This is a genomic window from Allobosea lupini (assembly GCF_900109525.1).
Lineage (GTDB): Bacteria > Pseudomonadota > Alphaproteobacteria > Rhizobiales > Beijerinckiaceae > Allobosea > Allobosea lupini.
Genome location: NZ_FOAN01000002.1, coordinates 442,286 through 458,789 on the forward strand (window position 1 = coordinate 442,286; position 16,504 = coordinate 458,789).

General features: G+C 67.7%; 22 protein-coding genes. 14 read left to right on the top strand and 8 right to left on the bottom strand.

Translation table 11 applies throughout. From position 1 onward, the window contains the following. The first annotated feature begins 202 nt into the window (after positions 1-202). Positions 203-337: a hypothetical protein gene (locus tag BMZ21_RS30965; RefSeq protein WP_280141469.1), complete on the top strand. Its 135-nt coding sequence runs from the start codon at positions 203-205 to the stop codon at positions 335-337. A 208-nt stretch (positions 338-545) separates the two neighbouring features. Here the strand turns inward: BMZ21_RS30965 and BMZ21_RS07600 are convergent, their stop codons facing one another. Continuing rightward, complete coding sequence (locus tag BMZ21_RS07600) at positions 546-1,361, bottom strand: transglutaminase-like domain-containing protein (RefSeq protein ID WP_091831478.1); 816 nt, start codon at positions 1,359-1,361, stop codon at positions 546-548. A 264-nt stretch (positions 1,362-1,625) separates the two neighbouring features. On the opposite strand from BMZ21_RS07600, the gene BMZ21_RS07605 reads away from it, so the two are divergent. The 3 genes from BMZ21_RS07605 to BMZ21_RS07615 all read left to right on the top strand — a co-directional run bounded on the left by BMZ21_RS07605 (position 1,626) and on the right by BMZ21_RS07615 (position 3,964). Further along, entirely contained in the window at positions 1,626-2,828 is a 1,203-nt protein-coding gene (locus BMZ21_RS07605) for a pyridoxal phosphate-dependent aminotransferase (RefSeq protein ID WP_091831481.1), read from the top strand. A 48-nt stretch (positions 2,829-2,876) separates the two neighbouring features. After that, on the top strand, positions 2,877-3,476 hold the full coding sequence (locus BMZ21_RS07610) for a sugar O-acetyltransferase (RefSeq protein WP_091831483.1): 600 nt from the start codon (positions 2,877-2,879) through the stop codon (positions 3,474-3,476). Between the two features lie 65 nt (positions 3,477-3,541). Then, complete coding sequence (locus BMZ21_RS07615; RefSeq protein ID WP_091831485.1) at positions 3,542-3,964, top strand: rhodanese-like domain-containing protein; 423 nt, start codon at positions 3,542-3,544, stop codon at positions 3,962-3,964. Positions 3,965-4,062: 98 nt separating this feature from the next. On the opposite strand, the gene trmD is transcribed toward BMZ21_RS07615, so the two are convergent. From trmD to BMZ21_RS30290, 6 genes are all read right to left on the bottom strand, one after another. Continuing rightward, positions 4,063-4,782, bottom strand: a complete 720-nt coding sequence (trmD, locus tag BMZ21_RS07620; protein ID WP_091831487.1) for a tRNA (guanosine(37)-N1)-methyltransferase TrmD — start codon at positions 4,780-4,782, stop codon at positions 4,063-4,065. A 3-nt stretch (positions 4,783-4,785) separates the two neighbouring features. Next, a complete protein-coding gene (locus tag BMZ21_RS07625; protein WP_091831489.1) occupies positions 4,786-5,457 on the bottom strand; it encodes an HAD family hydrolase in 672 nt (223 codons plus the stop codon). Next, entirely contained in the window at positions 5,447-5,968 is a 522-nt protein-coding gene (rimM, locus tag BMZ21_RS07630; protein WP_091831491.1) for a ribosome maturation factor RimM, read from the bottom strand. The genes BMZ21_RS07625 and rimM overlap by 11 nt, the downstream gene beginning before the upstream one ends. 186 nt (positions 5,969-6,154) lie before the next feature. Next, positions 6,155-6,517 carry a 30S ribosomal protein S16 gene (rpsP, locus tag BMZ21_RS07635; protein WP_091831494.1) on the bottom strand — a complete coding sequence of 121 codons (363 nt, stop codon included), beginning with the start codon at positions 6,515-6,517 and terminating at the stop codon, positions 6,155-6,157. Positions 6,518-6,548: 31 nt separating this feature from the next. After that, positions 6,549-8,117, bottom strand: a complete 1,569-nt coding sequence (gene ffh, locus BMZ21_RS07640; protein ID WP_091831496.1) for a signal recognition particle protein — start codon at positions 8,115-8,117, stop codon at positions 6,549-6,551. Between the two features lie 122 nt (positions 8,118-8,239). Continuing rightward, positions 8,240-8,389 (bottom strand): hypothetical protein, encoded by a 150-nt coding sequence (locus BMZ21_RS30290; protein WP_158673646.1) that lies wholly within the window; start codon positions 8,387-8,389, stop codon positions 8,240-8,242. Between BMZ21_RS30290 and BMZ21_RS07645 the strand changes: the two genes are divergently transcribed. From BMZ21_RS07645 to BMZ21_RS07675, 7 genes are all read left to right on the top strand, one after another. Further along, positions 8,389-8,802, top strand: a complete 414-nt coding sequence (locus tag BMZ21_RS07645) for a hypothetical protein (protein ID WP_091831498.1) — start codon at positions 8,389-8,391, stop codon at positions 8,800-8,802. The genes BMZ21_RS30290 and BMZ21_RS07645 overlap by 1 nt on opposite strands. A 109-nt stretch (positions 8,803-8,911) precedes the next feature. Then, positions 8,912-9,499 (top strand): CAP domain-containing protein, encoded by a 588-nt coding sequence (locus BMZ21_RS07650; RefSeq protein WP_091831500.1) that lies wholly within the window; start codon positions 8,912-8,914, stop codon positions 9,497-9,499. A 64-nt stretch (positions 9,500-9,563) separates the two neighbouring features. Continuing rightward, positions 9,564-9,779, top strand: coding sequence for an AbrB/MazE/SpoVT family DNA-binding domain-containing protein (locus tag BMZ21_RS07655; protein ID WP_091831502.1), 216 nt, complete (start codon positions 9,564-9,566; stop codon positions 9,777-9,779). After that, a complete protein-coding gene (locus BMZ21_RS07660; protein ID WP_091831505.1) occupies positions 9,766-10,110 on the top strand; it encodes a type II toxin-antitoxin system PemK/MazF family toxin in 345 nt (114 codons plus the stop codon). Before BMZ21_RS07655 ends, BMZ21_RS07660 begins: the two co-directional genes overlap by 14 nt. Positions 10,111-10,168: 58 nt before the next feature. Continuing rightward, positions 10,169-10,795: a LysE family translocator gene (locus tag BMZ21_RS07665; protein ID WP_091831507.1), complete on the top strand. Its 627-nt coding sequence runs from the start codon at positions 10,169-10,171 to the stop codon at positions 10,793-10,795. 10 nt (positions 10,796-10,805) lie between these two features. After that, the gene (locus BMZ21_RS07670) at positions 10,806-11,405 is read left to right on the top strand and encodes a class I SAM-dependent methyltransferase (protein ID WP_091831509.1); all 600 of its coding nucleotides are present in this window, start codon (positions 10,806-10,808) and stop codon (positions 11,403-11,405) included. A 53-nt stretch (positions 11,406-11,458) separates the two neighbouring features. Beyond that, positions 11,459-12,517 (top strand): MBL fold metallo-hydrolase, encoded by a 1,059-nt coding sequence (locus BMZ21_RS07675; RefSeq protein WP_091831511.1) that lies wholly within the window; start codon positions 11,459-11,461, stop codon positions 12,515-12,517. Positions 12,518-12,658: 141 nt separating this feature from the next. Here BMZ21_RS07675 and BMZ21_RS07680 read toward each other — a convergent pair whose 3' ends face one another. After that, a complete protein-coding gene (locus BMZ21_RS07680) occupies positions 12,659-13,444 on the bottom strand; it encodes a GyrI-like domain-containing protein (RefSeq protein ID WP_167561567.1) in 786 nt (261 codons plus the stop codon). Between the two features lie 213 nt (positions 13,445-13,657). On the opposite strand from BMZ21_RS07680, the gene dapF reads away from it, so the two are divergent. The 3 genes from dapF to BMZ21_RS07695 all read left to right on the top strand — a co-directional run bounded on the left by dapF (position 13,658) and on the right by BMZ21_RS07695 (position 16,459). After that, positions 13,658-14,542, top strand: a complete 885-nt coding sequence (dapF, locus tag BMZ21_RS07685) for a diaminopimelate epimerase (RefSeq protein ID WP_091831515.1) — start codon at positions 13,658-13,660, stop codon at positions 14,540-14,542. Next, positions 14,542-15,816: a tRNA (N(6)-L-threonylcarbamoyladenosine(37)-C(2))-methylthiotransferase MtaB gene (gene mtaB, locus BMZ21_RS07690; protein WP_091831517.1), complete on the top strand. Its 1,275-nt coding sequence runs from the start codon at positions 14,542-14,544 to the stop codon at positions 15,814-15,816. The genes dapF and mtaB overlap by 1 nt, the downstream gene beginning before the upstream one ends. 73 nt (positions 15,817-15,889) lie before the next feature. Then, positions 15,890-16,459 carry a hypothetical protein gene (locus tag BMZ21_RS07695; RefSeq protein WP_091831520.1) on the top strand — a complete coding sequence of 190 codons (570 nt, stop codon included), beginning with the start codon at positions 15,890-15,892 and terminating at the stop codon, positions 16,457-16,459. The last annotated feature ends 45 nt before the right edge of the window (positions 16,460-16,504 follow it).

Genomic DNA, 16,504 nt, shown 5'->3' on the forward strand with positions numbered 1-16,504 from the left:
AAGCGCGTGCTCTCGCTGCGACTCTGCCCTAGGCTCCCCTTCTGCTTCGACTTCACGGCCCGATGTCCACGGGCCGGCCGTGGCAGTCGGAAGCCGGCCGCCATGACCTGAGCTCGCAGCCGTCCCGACCCGCTCAGCGCAGGTTCAAGCCCCTTCGATTCGAAGCGGCGATGCCTGCCATTCCGACCGAAGGAGACGAGACATGGCAAAAGGTGAGCAGCGCAGCAATCGCGAGGCCAAGAAGCCCAAGAAGGACAAGCCGAAGGCGAGCGCGACCCCTCCGGTGGGCTTCGCCTCGGCCGTCGCCAAGGCAGCGGCGGGTCCGAAGAAGAAATGATCCGCTTCCGCACGATCGACCCCACCCAGCCCGAGAAGCCGGCACCGCAACCGGCTCCCGTGCACGCTGTCGCAGCCGCACCGGTAGAGCCAGCGCCGGAGGACACCCCTCCGGCCGCCCGCAAGGGGCTGGTCCGCAAGACGCCGCTGCGGGCGAAGAAGGCCAAGACTGCCCCACTGCTCGACCGATAGGTCCTGGCGAATCGGCCTCAGGCCGCCTCGGCGACCTCGTCCGTCCAGACTTTGAAACCGGTCAGCGTGTTCGGTCCGAAGGTGGTGGCGATCGCGACATCGGCAGCATCGCGTCCGCGTGCGATCAGCACCCGGCCGATGCGGGGGACATTATTGCGCGGATCGAACATCTGCCAGCCGCCATCGAGAAAAGCCTCGAAGGAGGCAGCGAAATCGCCCGGCGGCCAGGGTGGCGGCGTGCCGACATCGCCGAGATAGCAGGTGCAGTAGCGCGCCGGGATGTTCATCGCCCGGCAGAAGGCGATGGCGAGGTGAGCATAGTCGCGGCAGACGCCGCGCCCTTCGCGATAGGCCTCGGAGGCGCTGCGGGTGACGCTCGCGTCCATATAGTCGAAGGCGATGCGCTGGTTGACGAAGTCGCAGATCGCCTGCACCCGCGCCGCGCCCGGCGGGGTATGACCGAAAAGCTCCCAGGCGAGATCGAGCAAGCGATCGCTGTCGCAAAACCGGCTGGCGAGCAGGAAGACCAGGCACTCTTCCGGCAAGCGCTCCACCGGTACCTGCCCGGCCTTGCGGTCGAACGCCTCCGGCAGGCCGCTATCGCTGATCACCGCATCGGCGGAAATGCGCATCGTGCCCTGCGGCGCCACCAGGCGGCTGCACCAGTTGCCGAAGCCGTCGCGATAGGCAGTGACCGGCGTCGGAGGCTGGATGCGCATGTGATCCGGCGCCGAGAGATCGGAGACCCGGCTGAAATGCACGTGCAGCATCAAGATCATCGGGGTCGGCTGTGGAAAAACGTAGTCGAGTTCGTAGCCGATCCGGAGTTTCATGCATGGGCCTTCTGCGCGTCGGCGCGCTGTCGTCTTCTGGCTCCCCAGCTTGCTCTACCAAGCACGTTTCGGGCCAGGGCGATACGGTTGCGGGCGTCTGCCGCGGACAGGCCGTTTTCGCCCCCGGGTCGACGGCACGCCGCGCTGCCATTCCTGTCGTTTCTGGCCGCTATCAAGCAGTCTTGCTTGCAGTGCCCGCTCCGGGGGCCTAAACCACGCCCCGCGCCCGCGACGGGCGCCATCGTTCTCCCGGAGATCTGGATCATGGCTTTCCTTGCCGACGCCCTGAAGCGCGTGAAGCCGTCTGCGACCATCACCATCACGCAGAAGGCGCGCGACCTGAAAGCGCAGGGCAAGGACGTGATCTCCCTCTCCGTCGGCGAGCCCGATTTCGACACGCCGGACAATATCAAGGAAGCGGCGATCGCCGCGATCCGCCGCGGCGAGACCAAGTACACGCCGGTCGCCGGCATTCCGCAGCTGCGCGAGGCGATCACGCGCAAGCTGAAGCGCGAGAACGGCCTTGACTACAAGGCCTCGCAGACCATCGTCGGCACCGGCGGCAAGCACGTCATCTACAATGCCCTGCTCGCCACGCTGAACCCGGGCGACGAGGTGATCTGCGTCGCGCCCTACTGGGTCAGCTATCCCGAGATGGTCGCGCTCTGCGGCGGCACCCCGACCTTCTGCGAGGCACGCCTCGAAAACAACTTCAAGCTCCAGCCGGCCGATCTCGAGGCTGCGATCACGCCGAAGACCAAGTGGCTGATCCTGAACTCGCCGTCGAACCCGTCGGGCGCCGCCTACACCCATGACGAGATGAAGGCGCTGACCGACGTGCTGATGCGCCATCCGCATGTCTGGATCCTCACCGACGACATGTACGAGCACCTCGTCTATGGCGACTTCAAATTCGTCACCCCGGCGCAGGTCGAGCCCGGCCTGTACGAGCGCACGCTGACCATGAACGGCGTCTCGAAGTCCTATGCCATGACCGGCTGGCGCATCGGCTACGCCGCCGGTCCGCAGCACCTGATCAACGCCATGGACCTGGTCCAGGGCCAGCAGACCTCGGGCACGTCGGCGATCTCGCAATGGGCCGCGGTCGAGGCGCTCGACGGCACGCAGGAACACATCCCGGTGTTCAAGAAGGCGTTCGAGCGTCGGCGCGACCTCGTCGTCTCCATGTTGAACCAGACCCGCGGCCTGAAGTGCCCGACGCCGGAAGGCGCCTTCTACGTCTACCCGGACTGCTCGGAGCTGATCGGCAAGACGCTGCCGAACGGCAAAAAGATCGAGACCGACGAGGACCTGGTCATGGGCCTCCTGGAGAACGAGGCGGTCGCGGCCGTGCACGGCTCCTCCTTCGGCCTCGGCCCGAACTTCCGCATCTCCTACGCCACCTCGGACGAGAAGCTGGAAGAGGCCTGCCGCCGCATCCAGCGCTTCTGCGCCGAGCTGCGCTGAGACATCGCAAGGCCGGCGGCTCGGCTGCCGGCCTCGTCCTCATCCGCGATGACACTTGAAGAGCAGCGCGCCCTGATGCTGTCGGGGCGCATGTATGACGACCTGACGCCCGAGCTGATCGCAGCCCGGGCGCGGGCGGTCGGTCTGACCGACGCCTACAACCGCAGCTTTGGAAAGCCGCAGGCCGAGCGCGAGGCGCTGTTGCGCGCTTTCCTGCGCGATGTCGGCCCCAGCGCCCATTTCGAACCGAATGTCCGCTGCGAGTTCGGCTTCAACATCTCGATCGGCCACAGCTTCTACGCCAATTTCGACTGCGTCATGCTCGATGGCGGCGAGATCACCATCGGCGACCATGTCCTGCTCGGCCCGCGCGTTGGCATCTACACCTCCAATCACGCCATCGACCCGGCCGAGCGTGTCGCCGGCGGATGCTATGCCAGGCCGGTCAAGATCGGCAACCGGGTCTGGGTCGGCGGCGGCGTCCAGATCACGCAAGGCGTCACGATCGGCGACGACAGCATCATCGGCGCCGGCAGCGTCGTGACGCGCGATATCCCTGCCGGCGTGATCGCTGCAGGCGTGCCCTGCAAGGTGCTGCGCGCGATCACGGCGGCGGACAGGACGGGGTTTCGCTCGACGCGCCCTTGAGTGGGCTCGGTCCCATCCGGGCTTCGTGAATTGCGGCGGCCCGCACCTTTCGGTAACGCTCCGACATGAATCGTCGCGCATTCCTGCTGCTCGCCGCTCTCTGCTCGCTGCCGGCTCTTGCCGAGGCGCAGACACCCCTGCCCTCGCTCTCCGTCCGCGAGGCGCATGAGGCAGCCAAGGCCGGCAAGCTCGTCCTCGTCGACATCCGCACGCCCGAGGAATGGACCGACACCGGCGTGCCGGAGGGTGCGATCAAGCTGGACATGACCGGCAGCGGTTTCGAGGTCAGGCTGGCGGCACTGAAGCTCGACCATCCCGGCAAGCCGATCGCGCTGATCTGCCGGACCGGCAACCGGACCTCGACCCTGCAGAAGACGCTCGCGGCGCGCGGCTGGAAGGAGCTGGTCGATGTTCGCGGCGGGCTGCTCGGCAATCCCAAGGACAAGGGCTGGCTGGCGGAAGGCCTGCCGGTGACGAGCTATCCGTGACGCGCTTCCTTCTCCCCTCGGGGGAGAAGGTCCGGCGGGGATGAGGGCGGTACGACGGGGTGAGAGAAGGATAGATCGAGCCTTCCTTCCCTCATCCGTCAGCGCTTCGCGCTGCCACCTTCTCCCCCGAGGGGAGAAGGATTCAAGAGATCCGGCCGCCGCTCCCTTGTAATCTGCTCCGCCCGCTCCCGCCGCCACCTCGCGATGCGGGCATGGTCGCCGGAGAGTAGCGCCTCGGGCAGGCCCCTGCCTTCCCATTCGCGCGGGCGGGTGTAGTGGGGGTACTCGAGCAGGCCGTTCTCGAAGCTCTCTTCGGTGCCGGAGGCCTCCTTGCCCATCACGCCGGGGATCAGCCGCACGCAGGCGTCGAGCAACACCATGGCGGCCATCTCGCCGCCTGACAGGATGTAATCGCCGACCGAGACCTCGGTCAGCCCCCGCCCCTCGATCACGCGCTCATCGACGCCCTCGAAGCGGCCGCAGACGATGACGACGCCCTCGCCGGCAACATAGTCCCGCACCATGCGCTGGCTGAGCGGCCGGCCGCGCGGCGACATCAGGAGGCGCGGCCGAGTATCGTTTTCTGGAACCGCCGCATCGATCGCCGCCGCCAGCACGTCGCAGCGCAGCACCATGCCGGCGCCGCCGCCAGCCGGCGTGTCATCGACATTGCGATGCCGGCCGATGCCGTGCTCGCGGATCTGATGCGTCTCCAGCGACCAGAGGCCGGTACGCAGGCCCTCGCCGGCCAGCGAGGCGCCGAGCGGGCCGGGGAACATCTCGGGATAGAGGGTCAGGACCGAGGCGCGAAATGCCATCGTTCAAGCAAAGCGCAGCGCCGGATTGCCGTCCAGCGCCGCGTAGTCATCAACGCTGGCGATCACGTTGTCGAAGGCGGCGAAGGCCTCGGCCGGCAGCATGGTCAACACCGCGACAGCGCGCATGCCTGCGCGGCGGGCCGCCTCGACGCCGTTCGGCGCATCCTCGAAGACGATGCAGTCGGCCGGCTTGACGGCCATGCGCTCGGCCGCCGCCAGGAACATGTCGGGATGCGGCTTGCCGGGGAAGCCCTGGCTCGGCGAGACGATGGTGGCGAAGCGCTGGCGCAGCGACAGCGTGTCGAGGATCAGCGCGATATTCGGCGGGGCAGCGGCAGTGCCGACCGCCATCGGGACTGCATACTCGCGCGCCCGGTCGAGCAGGTCGATCAGTCCCGCGAGCGGCTTGACCAGCGGGCCGTAGGTCTCGCGATAAAGCTCTTCCTTCTCCTCGGCGAGCCGGTCGAGCTCGGCCGCGTCGACGCCGGGGAAATGCGGGCCGATGATGTCGGAGATCGCCATGCCGGCGGTGCGGGCAGAGAAGGTCGCACGCTCGAAGGGCAGGCCGTGCTTGCGGTACCAGACCTCCCAGGCGTCGTCATGGTAGCGCATATTGTCGACGATGGTGCCATCCATGTCGAAGATCAGGCCCTTGGCCGGTGTCTCAGGCAGCATCGTCATCCTCGAACAGGCCGGCGGGAGGCAGGGCCTCGATGCGCTTGGCGGCGATGTCGATGCGCGGCGCATAGGCCTTGGTGAAAGGCATCAGCACCGAGCGGCCATCTTGCGTCTCGATGTCGATGAGGTCGCCGGCGCCGTAATTGGCAACGGCGGTGACAGTGCCGAGGATGGCTCCATCAGGGCCAATGACCGTACAACCGACGAGGTCGGCCTGGAGGAACTCGTCCTCGTCCTCGGGTGCCGGCAGGCGCGAGCGCTCGATATGGAGCTTCACGCCGTTCAGGAGCTCGGCGCCCTCGCGGCTGGTCACGCCCTTGAGCCGGGCGACGACCACTTCCTTGGCGGGCCTGATATCGGCGATCTCGAAGCGCCGGCCCTTCTCGTCGACGAGCGGGCCGTATTCGGCCAGCGCCAGCGGATCGGCGGTGAAGGTCTTGATCCGGACCTCGCCGCGCACGCCATGCGGCGCGCCGACGATGCCGAGCAGGACGAGGTCGTCGCTCATGTCAGGGTGCAACGGCGAATAGGAAAAGCGCGGGGAACCCCTCTCCCGGATGGGAGAGGGGCAGGGGTGAGGGACCGCCGCTGATTGTTAGGGCGAAGCGGCGCCGCTGCGACCTCAATCGGATAGAGCAGGCCCTCATCCCTGCCCTTCTCCCACACGGGAGAAGGGTTCCCCGCGTACTTCATGTCACTCAGCCGCGGCTTCGGCCGGGGCAGCGCTCTTCTCGGCCTTCTTCTCGGCGCGCTCCTTGGCCTTCTCGCCGGGAACGGCCTTTTTCGGGTTGTTGCGGGCCGGGCGCTTGGACACGCCGGCAGCGTCGAGGAAGCGCAGGACGCGGTCGGTCGGCTGGGCGCCCTTGGCGAGCCAGGCCTTGGCCTTCTCGAGATCCAGGATGACGCGCTCCGGCGAGTCCTTGGCCTTCATCGGGTCATAGGCGCCGATCTTCTCGATGAAGCGGCCATCGCGCGGCGAGCGGGCGTCGGCGACGACGATGCGGTAGTACGGGCGCTTCTTCGCGCCACCACGGGTCAGGCGGATCTTCAGGGACATTGCTCTTCTTCCTTTGGTTCGAGCGGTAGAATTACTTCTTCTTGAACGGGTTGTTGCCGAGGCCGGGCAGACCGCCGAGGCCGGGCAATTTCGGCATCATGCCGGCGGGCGGGGTGACGCCCTTGGGCAGACCTGGGAAGCCGCCTGGAGGCAGCGAAGGCAGGCCACCACCGGCGCCGAGCTGCTTCTGCAGTTCGGCGAGCTGGGCCGGATCCATCTTCGAGGGGTCGGGCATACCGGCCGGCATGCCGCCGCCGCCGAGCCCGAACATGCTGCCGAGCTTGCCGAGCATGCCGCCCTTCTGGCGGGACATCTGCTTCATCATGTCCGCCATCTGGCGGTGCATCTTGAGCAGCTTGTTGATCGCTTCCGGCGAGGTGCCGGAGCCGGCGGCGATGCGCTTCTTGCGGCTGTTCTTGAGCAGGTCGGGATTGCGGCGCTCGGCCGCCGTCATCGAATTGATGATCGCGATCTGCCGGGCGATGACCTTGTCGTCCATCTTGGCGTTGGCGATCTGGTTCTTCATCTGCGCCATGCCGGGCAGCATGCCCATCAACCCGCCGAGCCCGCCCATCTTCTCCATCTGCTGGAGCTGGGTGCGCAGGTCGCCGAGGTCGAAATTGCCCTTGGCCAGACGCTGGGCCAGTTCCTGTGCCTTGTCGGCATCGACCGTGGCCGCCGCCTTCTCGACCAGGCCGACGATGTCGCCCATGCCGAGGATGCGGTTGGCGACGCGCGAGGGATGGAAATCCTCGAGCGCGTCGGTCTTCTCGCCGGTGCCGACGAGCTTGATCGGCTTGCCGGTAACGGCGCGCATCGAGAGCGCGGCGCCGCCGCGGCCATCGCCGTCCATACGGGTCAGCACGATGCCGGTGAGCCCGACGCGGCCGTCGAAGGCGCGGGCGGTGTTGACCGCGTCCTGGCCGGTCAGCGCGTCGGCGACGAGCAGGACCTCATGGGGGTTCGTCGCCGCCTTGACTTCGGCGACCTCGGCCATCAGCGCCTCGTCGAGCGTGACGCGGCCGGCGGTGTCGAGCATGACGACGTCGTAGCCGCCGAGCTTGCCCGCCTCGACGGCGCGCCGCGCGATCTGCACGGCGCTCTGGCCGGCGACGATCGGCAGCGTCTCGACGCCGACCTGCTTGCCGAGGATGGCGAGCTGCTCCATCGCGGCCGGACGGCGCGTATCGAGCGACGCCATCAGGACCTTCTTCTTGTCCCGGTCGGTCAGGCGCCTGGCGATCTTGGCCGTGGAGGTGGTTTTACCCGAGCCCTGCAGACCCACCATCAGGATCGGCACCGGCGGCACGGCGTCGAAGGTGATGCCCTCGCCTTCGCCACCGAGCGTGTCGATCAGGACGTCGTTGACGATCTTGATGACCTGCTGGCCGGGCGTGACCGACTTCAGCACCTCGGCGCCGACGGCGCGCTCACGGACCTTGTCGGTGAAGCTGCGCACGACCTCGAGCGCGACGTCGGCCTCGAGCAGCGCCCGGCGAACCTCGCGCAGCGCGGCGTTGACATCGTCCTCGGTCAGCGCGCCCCTGCGGGTCAGGCCCGAGAGGATGCCGGAAAGTCTGTCGCTCAGCGTGCCGAACATGCGGCGATTGCCCTATCCTTGTTTGCCGGCGTCGGCCGCAAGAACCAACATGACCGCCAAACGGTTTCGCGCCCGAGGGCGCAGACGCGCTGTCGGGCGTTGACCTCCGGGCTCATGGTAGCTCAGCGAGCGGCCCGGTCGGCGGATGAGGTTTCGGCGATGTCGGCGAAACGAATGCGCGCGTTAAAGCGGACAAATGCGGCGAAAGTCAAGCTGAAGCGCACAAGCGGCGGCTGCGCCAGCCCTGCGCGATCCTCATCACGGAGATACAATGAAGCTTCCGGTCCTCGCCGCCGCCTTGTTCGCGCTCGGCCTCACCCAGGCGCAGGCGCAGTCCTGCGAAGGCAACTTCTCCGTGGTCGGCACGCCGATGCTGACCGGCCTGACCTACAAGACCTGGGACATCGTGCAGAAGCGCGCGCCGGCGCGGGTGCTGAAGGATCTCGGCGCCGCCGTCTCGGCCGAAGGATTCGCCGACATGCGCATCGACAACGCGACCAGCTCCGTCCTCGCCATCCAGGAGACCTCGGGCTCCGGCCGGCCACAGACCCTGCGCATCACCGCCCGCAAGAGTGGCAGCAGTACGCGGGTCGATGCGGTCTTCGTCGTCCAGCAGGGCCAGGTCGCTCCCGAAGGTTACGTTCGCGACGCGCTATGCCGGGTGATCTCCGGCGCGCAGGGCTGATCCTGCGCAAGACGCGGCGTCTCGCTCAGGCGGCGCCGCGACAATCCTGCCAGAATCCGCCATTAGGCGGATACGCCAGCCGATCGTGCCTGACAGGATCCCCCCATAGATGACGAAGCATTCGGGCACAGCCCTCCTGATCGCCCTGCTTCTGGCCGGTTGTGCCGGAACGCAACGCGAGACCACGGCGCCGAGCCCGCGCAAGATCGAGCGCCTCGCCGCGGTGAAGGCCGATCCGGCCGAGGCGGTGCGCATCCTCAACGCCTATCGCGCCGGCAAGGGCCTCGGCCCAGTGAGGCTCGATTCGACGCTGACTACGATGGCCCAGCGCCAGTCCGACGCGATGGCCGCCAGCGACGACCTTTCCCACAGCGCCGCCGGCAGCTTCAATTCCCGCGTCAGCGCCGCCGGCCTCGACACGGTGCGCGCCGCGGAGAATCTCGGCGCCGGCTACTACTCGACGCAAGAGGCCTTCGACGGTTGGAAGAAATCCTCCGGCCACGAAGCCAACCTGTCGATGCCGCAGGCGACGCGCATCGGCCTTGCCCTCGCAAAGAACCCGCAGACCCGGTACGGCGCCTGGTGGACGCTTGTACTGGCGGGCGATCCGGAGAAGCGGCAGGAGATGTCGGCAGGGCCCCTGGTGCCGGCGCGCGGCAGCGGGACGACGACCTTCCGTTGGGGGGCGCCGCTTTAGGACGTCATCGCGGATGGATTGCAGAAAGAAAGGAAATTCCTTACCTATCCAACAGGAGGTTGCTATGATCACGAGCAAGCTGACGAGCAAGGCGCAGACGACGATCCCGCAACCGGTCCGCGCCGCCCTCAAGCTCAGGGATGGCGACGAGATCGCCTATGTGATCGCCGACGATCATGTCGTGATCAGCAAGGCGACCTCGCCGGCTGCCGAAGACCCATTCGCGACGTTCGGCGAATGGGACAGCGAGGCGGATCGGAAGGCTTATGCCGGTCTTTGAGCAGGGCGACGTCGTCCGCGTTCCCTTTCCCTATACCGATCGCGCGACGCGCCAGCATCGGCCAGCGCTGGTCGTGTCGGCCGGCGGCATTGGAGACGGCGAGGCACTACTCTGGGTCGCGATGATCACGAGCGCCGAGAACCGCCCCTGGCCCGGTGACGTGCCACTGGGAGCGCGATACCGCGAAGCGGGCCTGCCGGCGCCATCGACGATCCGCCCCTGCAAGATCGCCACGATCGAGGCTCGCCATGCGCAGGCGATCGGCCGCGTCGACGACGGGCAACTTGTCGACGTAATCACGGCAATGAGCGGCTATCTGCGCGCAAAATAGCCCTTTACAAACATCCCGTCGTGGTGATGGCTCTGGTCTTTAGCGGAGCCTCTACACCATGACCTTCGAAGCCTGGGCCGCCTTCGCCGCCGCCACAGCCGTCCTCCTCGTGATCCCCGGGCCGACCATCCTCTTGGTGATCTCCTATGCGCTCGGCCAGGGCTGGCGCACGGCCCTGCCGATGGCGGTCGGCGTCGCGCTCGGCGACTTCACCGCGATGACCTTGTCCATGCTCGGCGTCGGTGCGCTGCTGGCGACCTCGGCGACGATCTTCACCGCGTTGAAATGGGCGGGCGCGGCCTATCTGATCTATCTCGGCGTCAAGCTCTTTCGGGCCGGCGGCAGTCTCGATGCCGAACCGCGCCGGGACGCAAGCTCGGCGCTGAAAATGCTCGGCCATGCCTGGCTGGTGACGGCGCTGAACCCGAAGAGCATCACCTTCTTCGTCGCCTTCCTGCCGCAGTTCCTCGACCCGAAGGCCGATTTCTGGACGCAGATGCTGATCTTCGAGGCGACCTTCATCACCCTCGCCTTCGCCAATGCCTTCGGCTATGCGCTGATCGCCTCGCGCGCCCGCGCCGTCGTCGGCAATTCCCGCGCCATCGGCCTGTTCAACAAGGCCGGCGGCACGCTGCTGATCGGCGCCGGCATCGCCACCGTCGCGGTGCGCTCCGGCAACAACTGAAGGATCAAGCATGAGCGGACGCGACGTGGATACGCTCGGCTTCTACGCGGCCGAGGCTGAAGTGTATGCCGGGCGTGACCGCGAACTCGGCGAGGCGCGGCTGCGACGCTTCACCGGGCTGCTGCCGGCCCAGGCCACAGTGCTCGAACTCGGCTGCGGCGGTGGCCAGGACAGCGAAGCCCTGCTCGGGCTCGGCCTCGACGTCAGCCCGACCGACGGCTCGCCCGAACTCGCCGCACAGGCGCAAAAGCGCCTCGGCCGGCCGGTCTCCGTGCTGCTGTTCGAAGACCTCGTGGCGGATGCGGCTTTCGACGGGGTCTGGGCCAATGCCTGCCTGCTGCATGTCCCGCGGCCGGCCCTGCCCGGCATCGTCGCGAGAGTGCACCGGGCCTTGCGGCCGGGCGGCGTCTTCTACGCCAGCTACAAGGCCGGCGAGGCGGAAGGCCGCGACCGCTTCGGCCGCTACTACAACTATCCGGATGCCGACTGGCTGCGCACGGCCTACGGCCACGGCAGCTGGAACCGCATCGATATCGAGGAGGATCTGGGTGGCGGCTACGACCAGGAGCCGACGCGCTGGCTGCACGCGACGGCGATCAAGTTGTCTTGAAACGGACGGCGCGGTCTTGACGCTGCGCGATACGCGCACGACCTGACTATGCCATGACACGCCGCAAGCTCCTGCGCCTTCTCGGCATCCCCGCCCTTCTCGGCTCCTCCGGTTTCGCCTGGGCCTCCTATGCGCGCTCGCGCAATCCCTATTACCAGGGCCCGGTCAGCGACCATTTCGACGGTCTGGTCTTCACGGACGGCCGGCCGGTCACCAAGGGCTTGGCCGATGTATTGCGCTGGCAGTTCTCGAAACGCGAGCGCGAGGCGTTTCCGGCGCAATACGAGGCCCCGCCGCAGGACAAGCCGCCGGCCCGCGTCGAAGGCTTGCGCGTCGTCCATCTCGGCCACGCCTCGTTCCTATACCAGGTCGCCGGCCTCAACATCCTGATCGACCCGGTCTTCTCCGAACGCGCCAGCCCGTTCTCCTTCTTCGGGCCCAAGCGCGTGAACGCCCCTGGTGTCGCCTTCGCCGACCTGCCGAAGATCGACGTCGTGCTGGTGACGCACAACCATTACGACCATCTCGACGTCGAGACGCTGGCGCAGGTTCATGCCCGCGACAATCCGCGCATGATCATGCCGCTCGGCAACGATGTGATCGTCAAGGCACGCGAGGCGAGCGTTCGCGCCGAGGCGCATGACTGGGCTACGCGGCTCGAATTGTCCGACAAGGTCGCGACCACGCTGGTGCCGAGCTATCACTGGTCGGCGCGCGGCGCCTTCGACCGGCGCATGGCGCTGTGGTGCTCCTTCGTGATCGAGACTCCGGGCGGCAAGCTCTTCCATATCGGCGACACCGGCTATCATGACGGCTCGCTCTATGAGCGGCTCGGCCGGGAGCACGGCCCGTTCCGCCTGGCGGCGCTGCCGATCGGCGCCTATGAGCCGCGCTGGTTCATGAGCGACAACCACATGAACCCCGAGGAAGCGGTCAAGGTCATGCGCTCTCTGCGCGCCGAGCAGGCGCTCGGCCACCATTGGGGCACCTTCCAGCTCACGGACGAGGGCGTCACCCGCCCGCCGGAGGCGCTCACGATCGCGCTGGAGCAGGCAGGACTGCCCGAAGAGCGCTTTCGGCCGATGCGGCCGGGGCTGGTGTGGGAGGCGTGAACCCCTAACTCGACTCGGTCGGCCCGGGCGACCGGAGGGAAACCCGGAACCCTTTTCGGATAGGCTCAGGCATGGATCCCGGATCGGCGCGGCTACCGCCGCTTGTCGGGGATGACTACGTCGTTATTCGAGACGTATGCCCTATTTCGGCTGGACGTAGACGTTGATCTCGAGGTTCGGGTCCCCGGCGTCCTTGAGATCGCTGACATACTCTTCGAGGAAAGCGTCCTTCACGACGATGTTCTTGGCCTCGAGATAGGCCGTGATCGTCTCATAGGTCGAATCGATATCGTCATAGGGAGCGGTGTGGACGAAGCGCAGCGCGCGACCGACCGGTGACTGGCCGTTGCGCACGCCATTCGCCAGCGCCGTGGCAGCCGGCTTGTCGACCGGCAGCATCGCCTCGAACTTGAAGCCGTTGTCGTCGGTCTCGACGAACAGGCTGAGCGGCCGGCCCGCGACCTTGAGCCCGGCCCTGTCGGCCTCGGCCCGCAGGAGAGCGATGGTCTCCCCCAGTTTCTGGAAACCCTGATCCCAGCTCGCCTGCCCGGCGAAGAGCAATACAGGCTTGGCCGTCAGCTGCACCTCGTCGACATCGGAGGGGTCGCCCTTCTTGCCGGCGAGCGTCGCATTCGAGTCGGGCGTGCCGGTCTGCTGTTGCTGCACAGGGGGCGCGGGCTGCGGGCTGGGCAGAGTCGGGGGCGGCTGGACGGGTTGCGGCTCGGCCGGCGCCGCAGGAGCGGGCTGGACCGGCTGCGGTGTCACGGGTGATTGAAGCGCCGGCGGCGGCTGCACCGGCTGGGGTTCGGCCTGAGCCGGCTGACCGCCCTGGCTCTGGGTCGGCGCCTGCTGGGCATTCTGCGCCGGCGTCGCGGTCCCCGGCGGCGCGGCGAGCGGCGTGTTCTCCACGGCAGTCGGCGGCGCCACGCGCGTCTGCGCGGCAGCCGGACAAGCAAAGGCGAGCGCAAGAAGGAGCGCGCTGAATCTCGACTGCCGCATACCCGAATATCCCGAGCTGACACGACCGATTCGCGCCGTGCCGCAAACTACGCTGATCCCGTAACGGCAGGAAGATCGCGAAGGGTGGCAATTTTTCGGCATCGCGCTCATATACCGCCAGCATCATGGACTTGTGACGATATGAACGCCCTCGCCAATCGCCGGTTCCTCAAGATGAACGGGCTCGGCAACGAGATCACTGTGCTGGATCTGCGCGGAACGACGCATATCGTCTCCGAGACCGAGGCCCGCGCCATCGCCAGTCAGGAGCGCACCCGCTTCGACCAGTTGATGGTCCTGCACGACGCAAAGGCGGCGGGCATCGACGCCTATGTCCGCATCTACAACACCGACGGCTCCGAGGCCGGCGCCTGTGGCAACGGCACGCGCTGCGTCGCCTGGGCGATGACCGCCGACCCTGGGATGGGCCAGGCCGGCCGCGACGGGCTCCTGCTGCAGACCAAGGCCGGGCTGCTGCCGGTGGCGCGTCTGTCGGAGGCCGTCTTCACCGTCGACATGGGCGCGCCGCGCCTGGCCTGGAACGAGATCCCGCTGGCCGAGCCCTTCGAGGACACCAGCCGCTTCGAACTGCAGATCGGGCCGATCGACGATCCGATCCTGCACACGCCCTGCGCCGTGAGCATGGGCAATCCGCACGCCGTGTTCTTCGTCGACGATCCCTATCGCTTCAATCTCGAGCAGATCGGCCCGCTGCTGGAGAACCACCCGATCTTTCCGGACCGCGCCAATATCGGCCTCGCCGCGGTCAAGGCGCCGGACCATATCGTGCTGCGGGTCTGGGAGCGCGGCGCCGGCATCACCCGAGCCTGCGGCTCGGGCGCCTGTGCGGCGCTGGTCGCGGCTGTGCGCCGCGAGCTCTCCGAGCGCAAGGCGACCGTCAGCCTGCCCGGCGGCGACCTCGTCATCGAATGGCGCGAGAGCGACGGCCATGTGCTGATGACCGGGCCGGCCGCGCTCGACTGGGACGGCGTGCTGGAGCCCGGCCTCTTCGCCGCCGTCGCCTGATGGGCGTCGAGCTCGTCACCTTCGGCTGCCGGCTGAACCTCGTCGAGAGCGAGACGATCGAGCGGCAGTCACTGGCTGCCGGCCTCTCCGAGATCGCGGTGATCAATACATGCGCGGTGACTGCGGAAGCCGTGCGCCAGGCCGGCCAGGCGATCCGCCGACTCGCCCGCGAGAGGCCCGAGCGGCCGATCGTCGTCACCGGCTGCGCCGCGCAGATCGAGCCCGCACGCTTCGCCGCCATGCCGGAGGTGACGCGGGTGCTCGGCAATGCCGAGAAGCTCGACCCGGCGCGCTGGCGGACTCTCGCGAGCTCGAACAGCCTGCGGGCTGGCCCGTCGGCCGATGTGACGAGCAAGATCGTGGTCGGCGACATCATGCAGGCACGCGATGCCTCTCCGCAGCGCACGCAGGCGCTCGGCCTGCATACGCGCGGCTTCCTGCAGGTGCAGAACGGCTGCGACCATCGCTGCACCTTCTGCGTCATCCCGCTCGGGCGTGGCAATGCCCGCTCGGCTGATGTCGCCGAGGTCATCGTGCAGGCGCGCCGTCTCGTCGCGGAAGGGGCGAGCGAGATCGTGCTGACCGGGGTCGACCTGACGAGCTATGGCCGGGAGCGCTCGGACGGACCGACGCTCGGCGCTCTCGTCGGCGCGATCCTCGCGGCGCTGCCCGAGCTGAAGCGCCTGCGCCTGTCCTCGCTCGACGCTGTCGAGGTCGATGACGATCTGCGCGATCTCATTGCCGACGAGCCGCGGTTGATGCCGCATCTGCATCTGTCGCTGCAATCGGGCGACGACCTCGTGCTGAAGCGGATGAAGCGCCGCCACAGCCGCGCCGACGCGATCAGCTTCTGCAAGGAGTTGCGGGCTCTACGCCCCGACATCGCCTTCGGCGCCGATCTGATCGCAGGGTTCCCGACCGAGGACGAGGCGATGTTCGCGCGCACGCTCGCACTGATCGAGGAGTGCGGCCTGTCCTATGTCCACGGCTTCCCGTTTTCGCCGCGGCCCGGCACGCCGGCGGCACGCATGCCGCAGGTCGCCGGCGGCGAAATCAAGGAACGCGCGGCCCGCCTGCGGGAAGCCGCGGAGGCGGCCCATGGGCGGCATCTTTCCGCCCGAATCGGCCGGCCGCTCTCCGTCCTGACCGAGCGCGGCGATACCGGCCGAGCCGAGGATTTCACGCTGGTGCGCTTCGGCCACAGCGTCGCGCCCGGTCAGATCCTGGGAGTGACGAGCCATGCCCGGAGCGGCAAATCACTGCTCGCTGCTTGACCCGGCCCCCCTCCCCGGCCATAGCCGGCAGCGCTTCATCCGTCTCGCTGCCGTCGCAATCGGGAACTAGCCCGTGACCATGACCAGATCGCTTCGCCTGTCCGCCGCCCTCGCAGCCATCCTGTCCGCCGCCAGCGCTACCGCGCAATCCTATGGCGATTCCGTAAGCGGCCTCTCGGTTTCGCCGCCGGCCGGCTTCAAGGCGGAAGCCGGCAAGCCACATCCGCAATTCGACGTGACGATCGACATCTCCTCGAAGACCGGCACGCCCAAGGCGGTGAACAGCACTGGCCATCTCTGCACGCTCGGCTTCAAGCCCTCGACGCAGAACGCGCAGCTGACGCGCGACATCGTCAACGAGCAGATGACCAGGCCGGAATGGCAGCAGCTCTATCGCGAGATGTTCGAGACGATCGGCACCGTGTCCGACCTCAAGCTGTTCGAACACCAGGGCTTCACCGGCATCGAGCTGGTCGTGACGCCCAAGGCCGGGCCGAACGCGCAGAATGTGCGCATGTTCACCTCGACCCTGGAGACGGCCAAGGGCCGCACCGCCCTGATCTGCGCCACCGACCCGGCCAGCCTCGCCGCTGCTTTGCCGCAGTTCAAGGCCCTGCGCGCGACCATCCATGCGCCGGAATAGGCCCGCTACCGCCCGGGACTTCAACCTTCGAGGCGGCCCCTAACG

Coding starts and splice junctions, on each gene's coding strand:
- mtaB (WP_091831517.1), top strand. CDS start 14,542: ATGGGCGTCGAGCTCGTCACCTTCGGCTGCCGGCTGAACCTCGTCGAG.
- trmD (WP_091831487.1), bottom strand. CDS start 4,782: ATGGCATTTCGCGCCTCGGTCCTGACCCTCTATCCCGAGATGTTCCCC.
- BMZ21_RS07660 (WP_091831505.1), top strand. CDS start 9,766: ATGCCGGTCTTTGAGCAGGGCGACGTCGTCCGCGTTCCCTTTCCCTAT.
- BMZ21_RS07615 (WP_091831485.1), top strand. CDS start 3,542: ATGAATCGTCGCGCATTCCTGCTGCTCGCCGCTCTCTGCTCGCTGCCG.
- BMZ21_RS07645 (WP_091831498.1), top strand. CDS start 8,389: ATGAAGCTTCCGGTCCTCGCCGCCGCCTTGTTCGCGCTCGGCCTCACC.
- rimM (WP_091831491.1), bottom strand. CDS start 5,968: ATGAGCGACGACCTCGTCCTGCTCGGCATCGTCGGCGCGCCGCATGGC.
- BMZ21_RS07610 (WP_091831483.1), top strand. CDS start 2,877: ATGACACTTGAAGAGCAGCGCGCCCTGATGCTGTCGGGGCGCATGTAT.
- BMZ21_RS07605 (WP_091831481.1), top strand. CDS start 1,626: ATGGCTTTCCTTGCCGACGCCCTGAAGCGCGTGAAGCCGTCTGCGACC.
- BMZ21_RS07625 (WP_091831489.1), bottom strand. CDS start 5,457: ATGCTGCCTGAGACACCGGCCAAGGGCCTGATCTTCGACATGGATGGC.
- BMZ21_RS07665 (WP_091831507.1), top strand. CDS start 10,169: ATGACCTTCGAAGCCTGGGCCGCCTTCGCCGCCGCCACAGCCGTCCTC.
- BMZ21_RS07650 (WP_091831500.1), top strand. CDS start 8,912: ATGACGAAGCATTCGGGCACAGCCCTCCTGATCGCCCTGCTTCTGGCC.
- BMZ21_RS07655 (WP_091831502.1), top strand. CDS start 9,564: ATGATCACGAGCAAGCTGACGAGCAAGGCGCAGACGACGATCCCGCAA.
- rpsP (WP_091831494.1), bottom strand. CDS start 6,517: ATGTCCCTGAAGATCCGCCTGACCCGTGGTGGCGCGAAGAAGCGCCCG.
- dapF (WP_091831515.1), top strand. CDS start 13,658: ATGAACGCCCTCGCCAATCGCCGGTTCCTCAAGATGAACGGGCTCGGC.
- ffh (WP_091831496.1), bottom strand. CDS start 8,117: ATGTTCGGCACGCTGAGCGACAGACTTTCCGGCATCCTCTCGGGCCTG.
- BMZ21_RS07675 (WP_091831511.1), top strand. CDS start 11,459: ATGACACGCCGCAAGCTCCTGCGCCTTCTCGGCATCCCCGCCCTTCTC.
- BMZ21_RS07670 (WP_091831509.1), top strand. CDS start 10,806: ATGAGCGGACGCGACGTGGATACGCTCGGCTTCTACGCGGCCGAGGCT.
- BMZ21_RS30965 (WP_280141469.1), top strand. CDS start 203: ATGGCAAAAGGTGAGCAGCGCAGCAATCGCGAGGCCAAGAAGCCCAAG.
- BMZ21_RS07600 (WP_091831478.1), bottom strand. CDS start 1,361: ATGAAACTCCGGATCGGCTACGAACTCGACTACGTTTTTCCACAGCCG.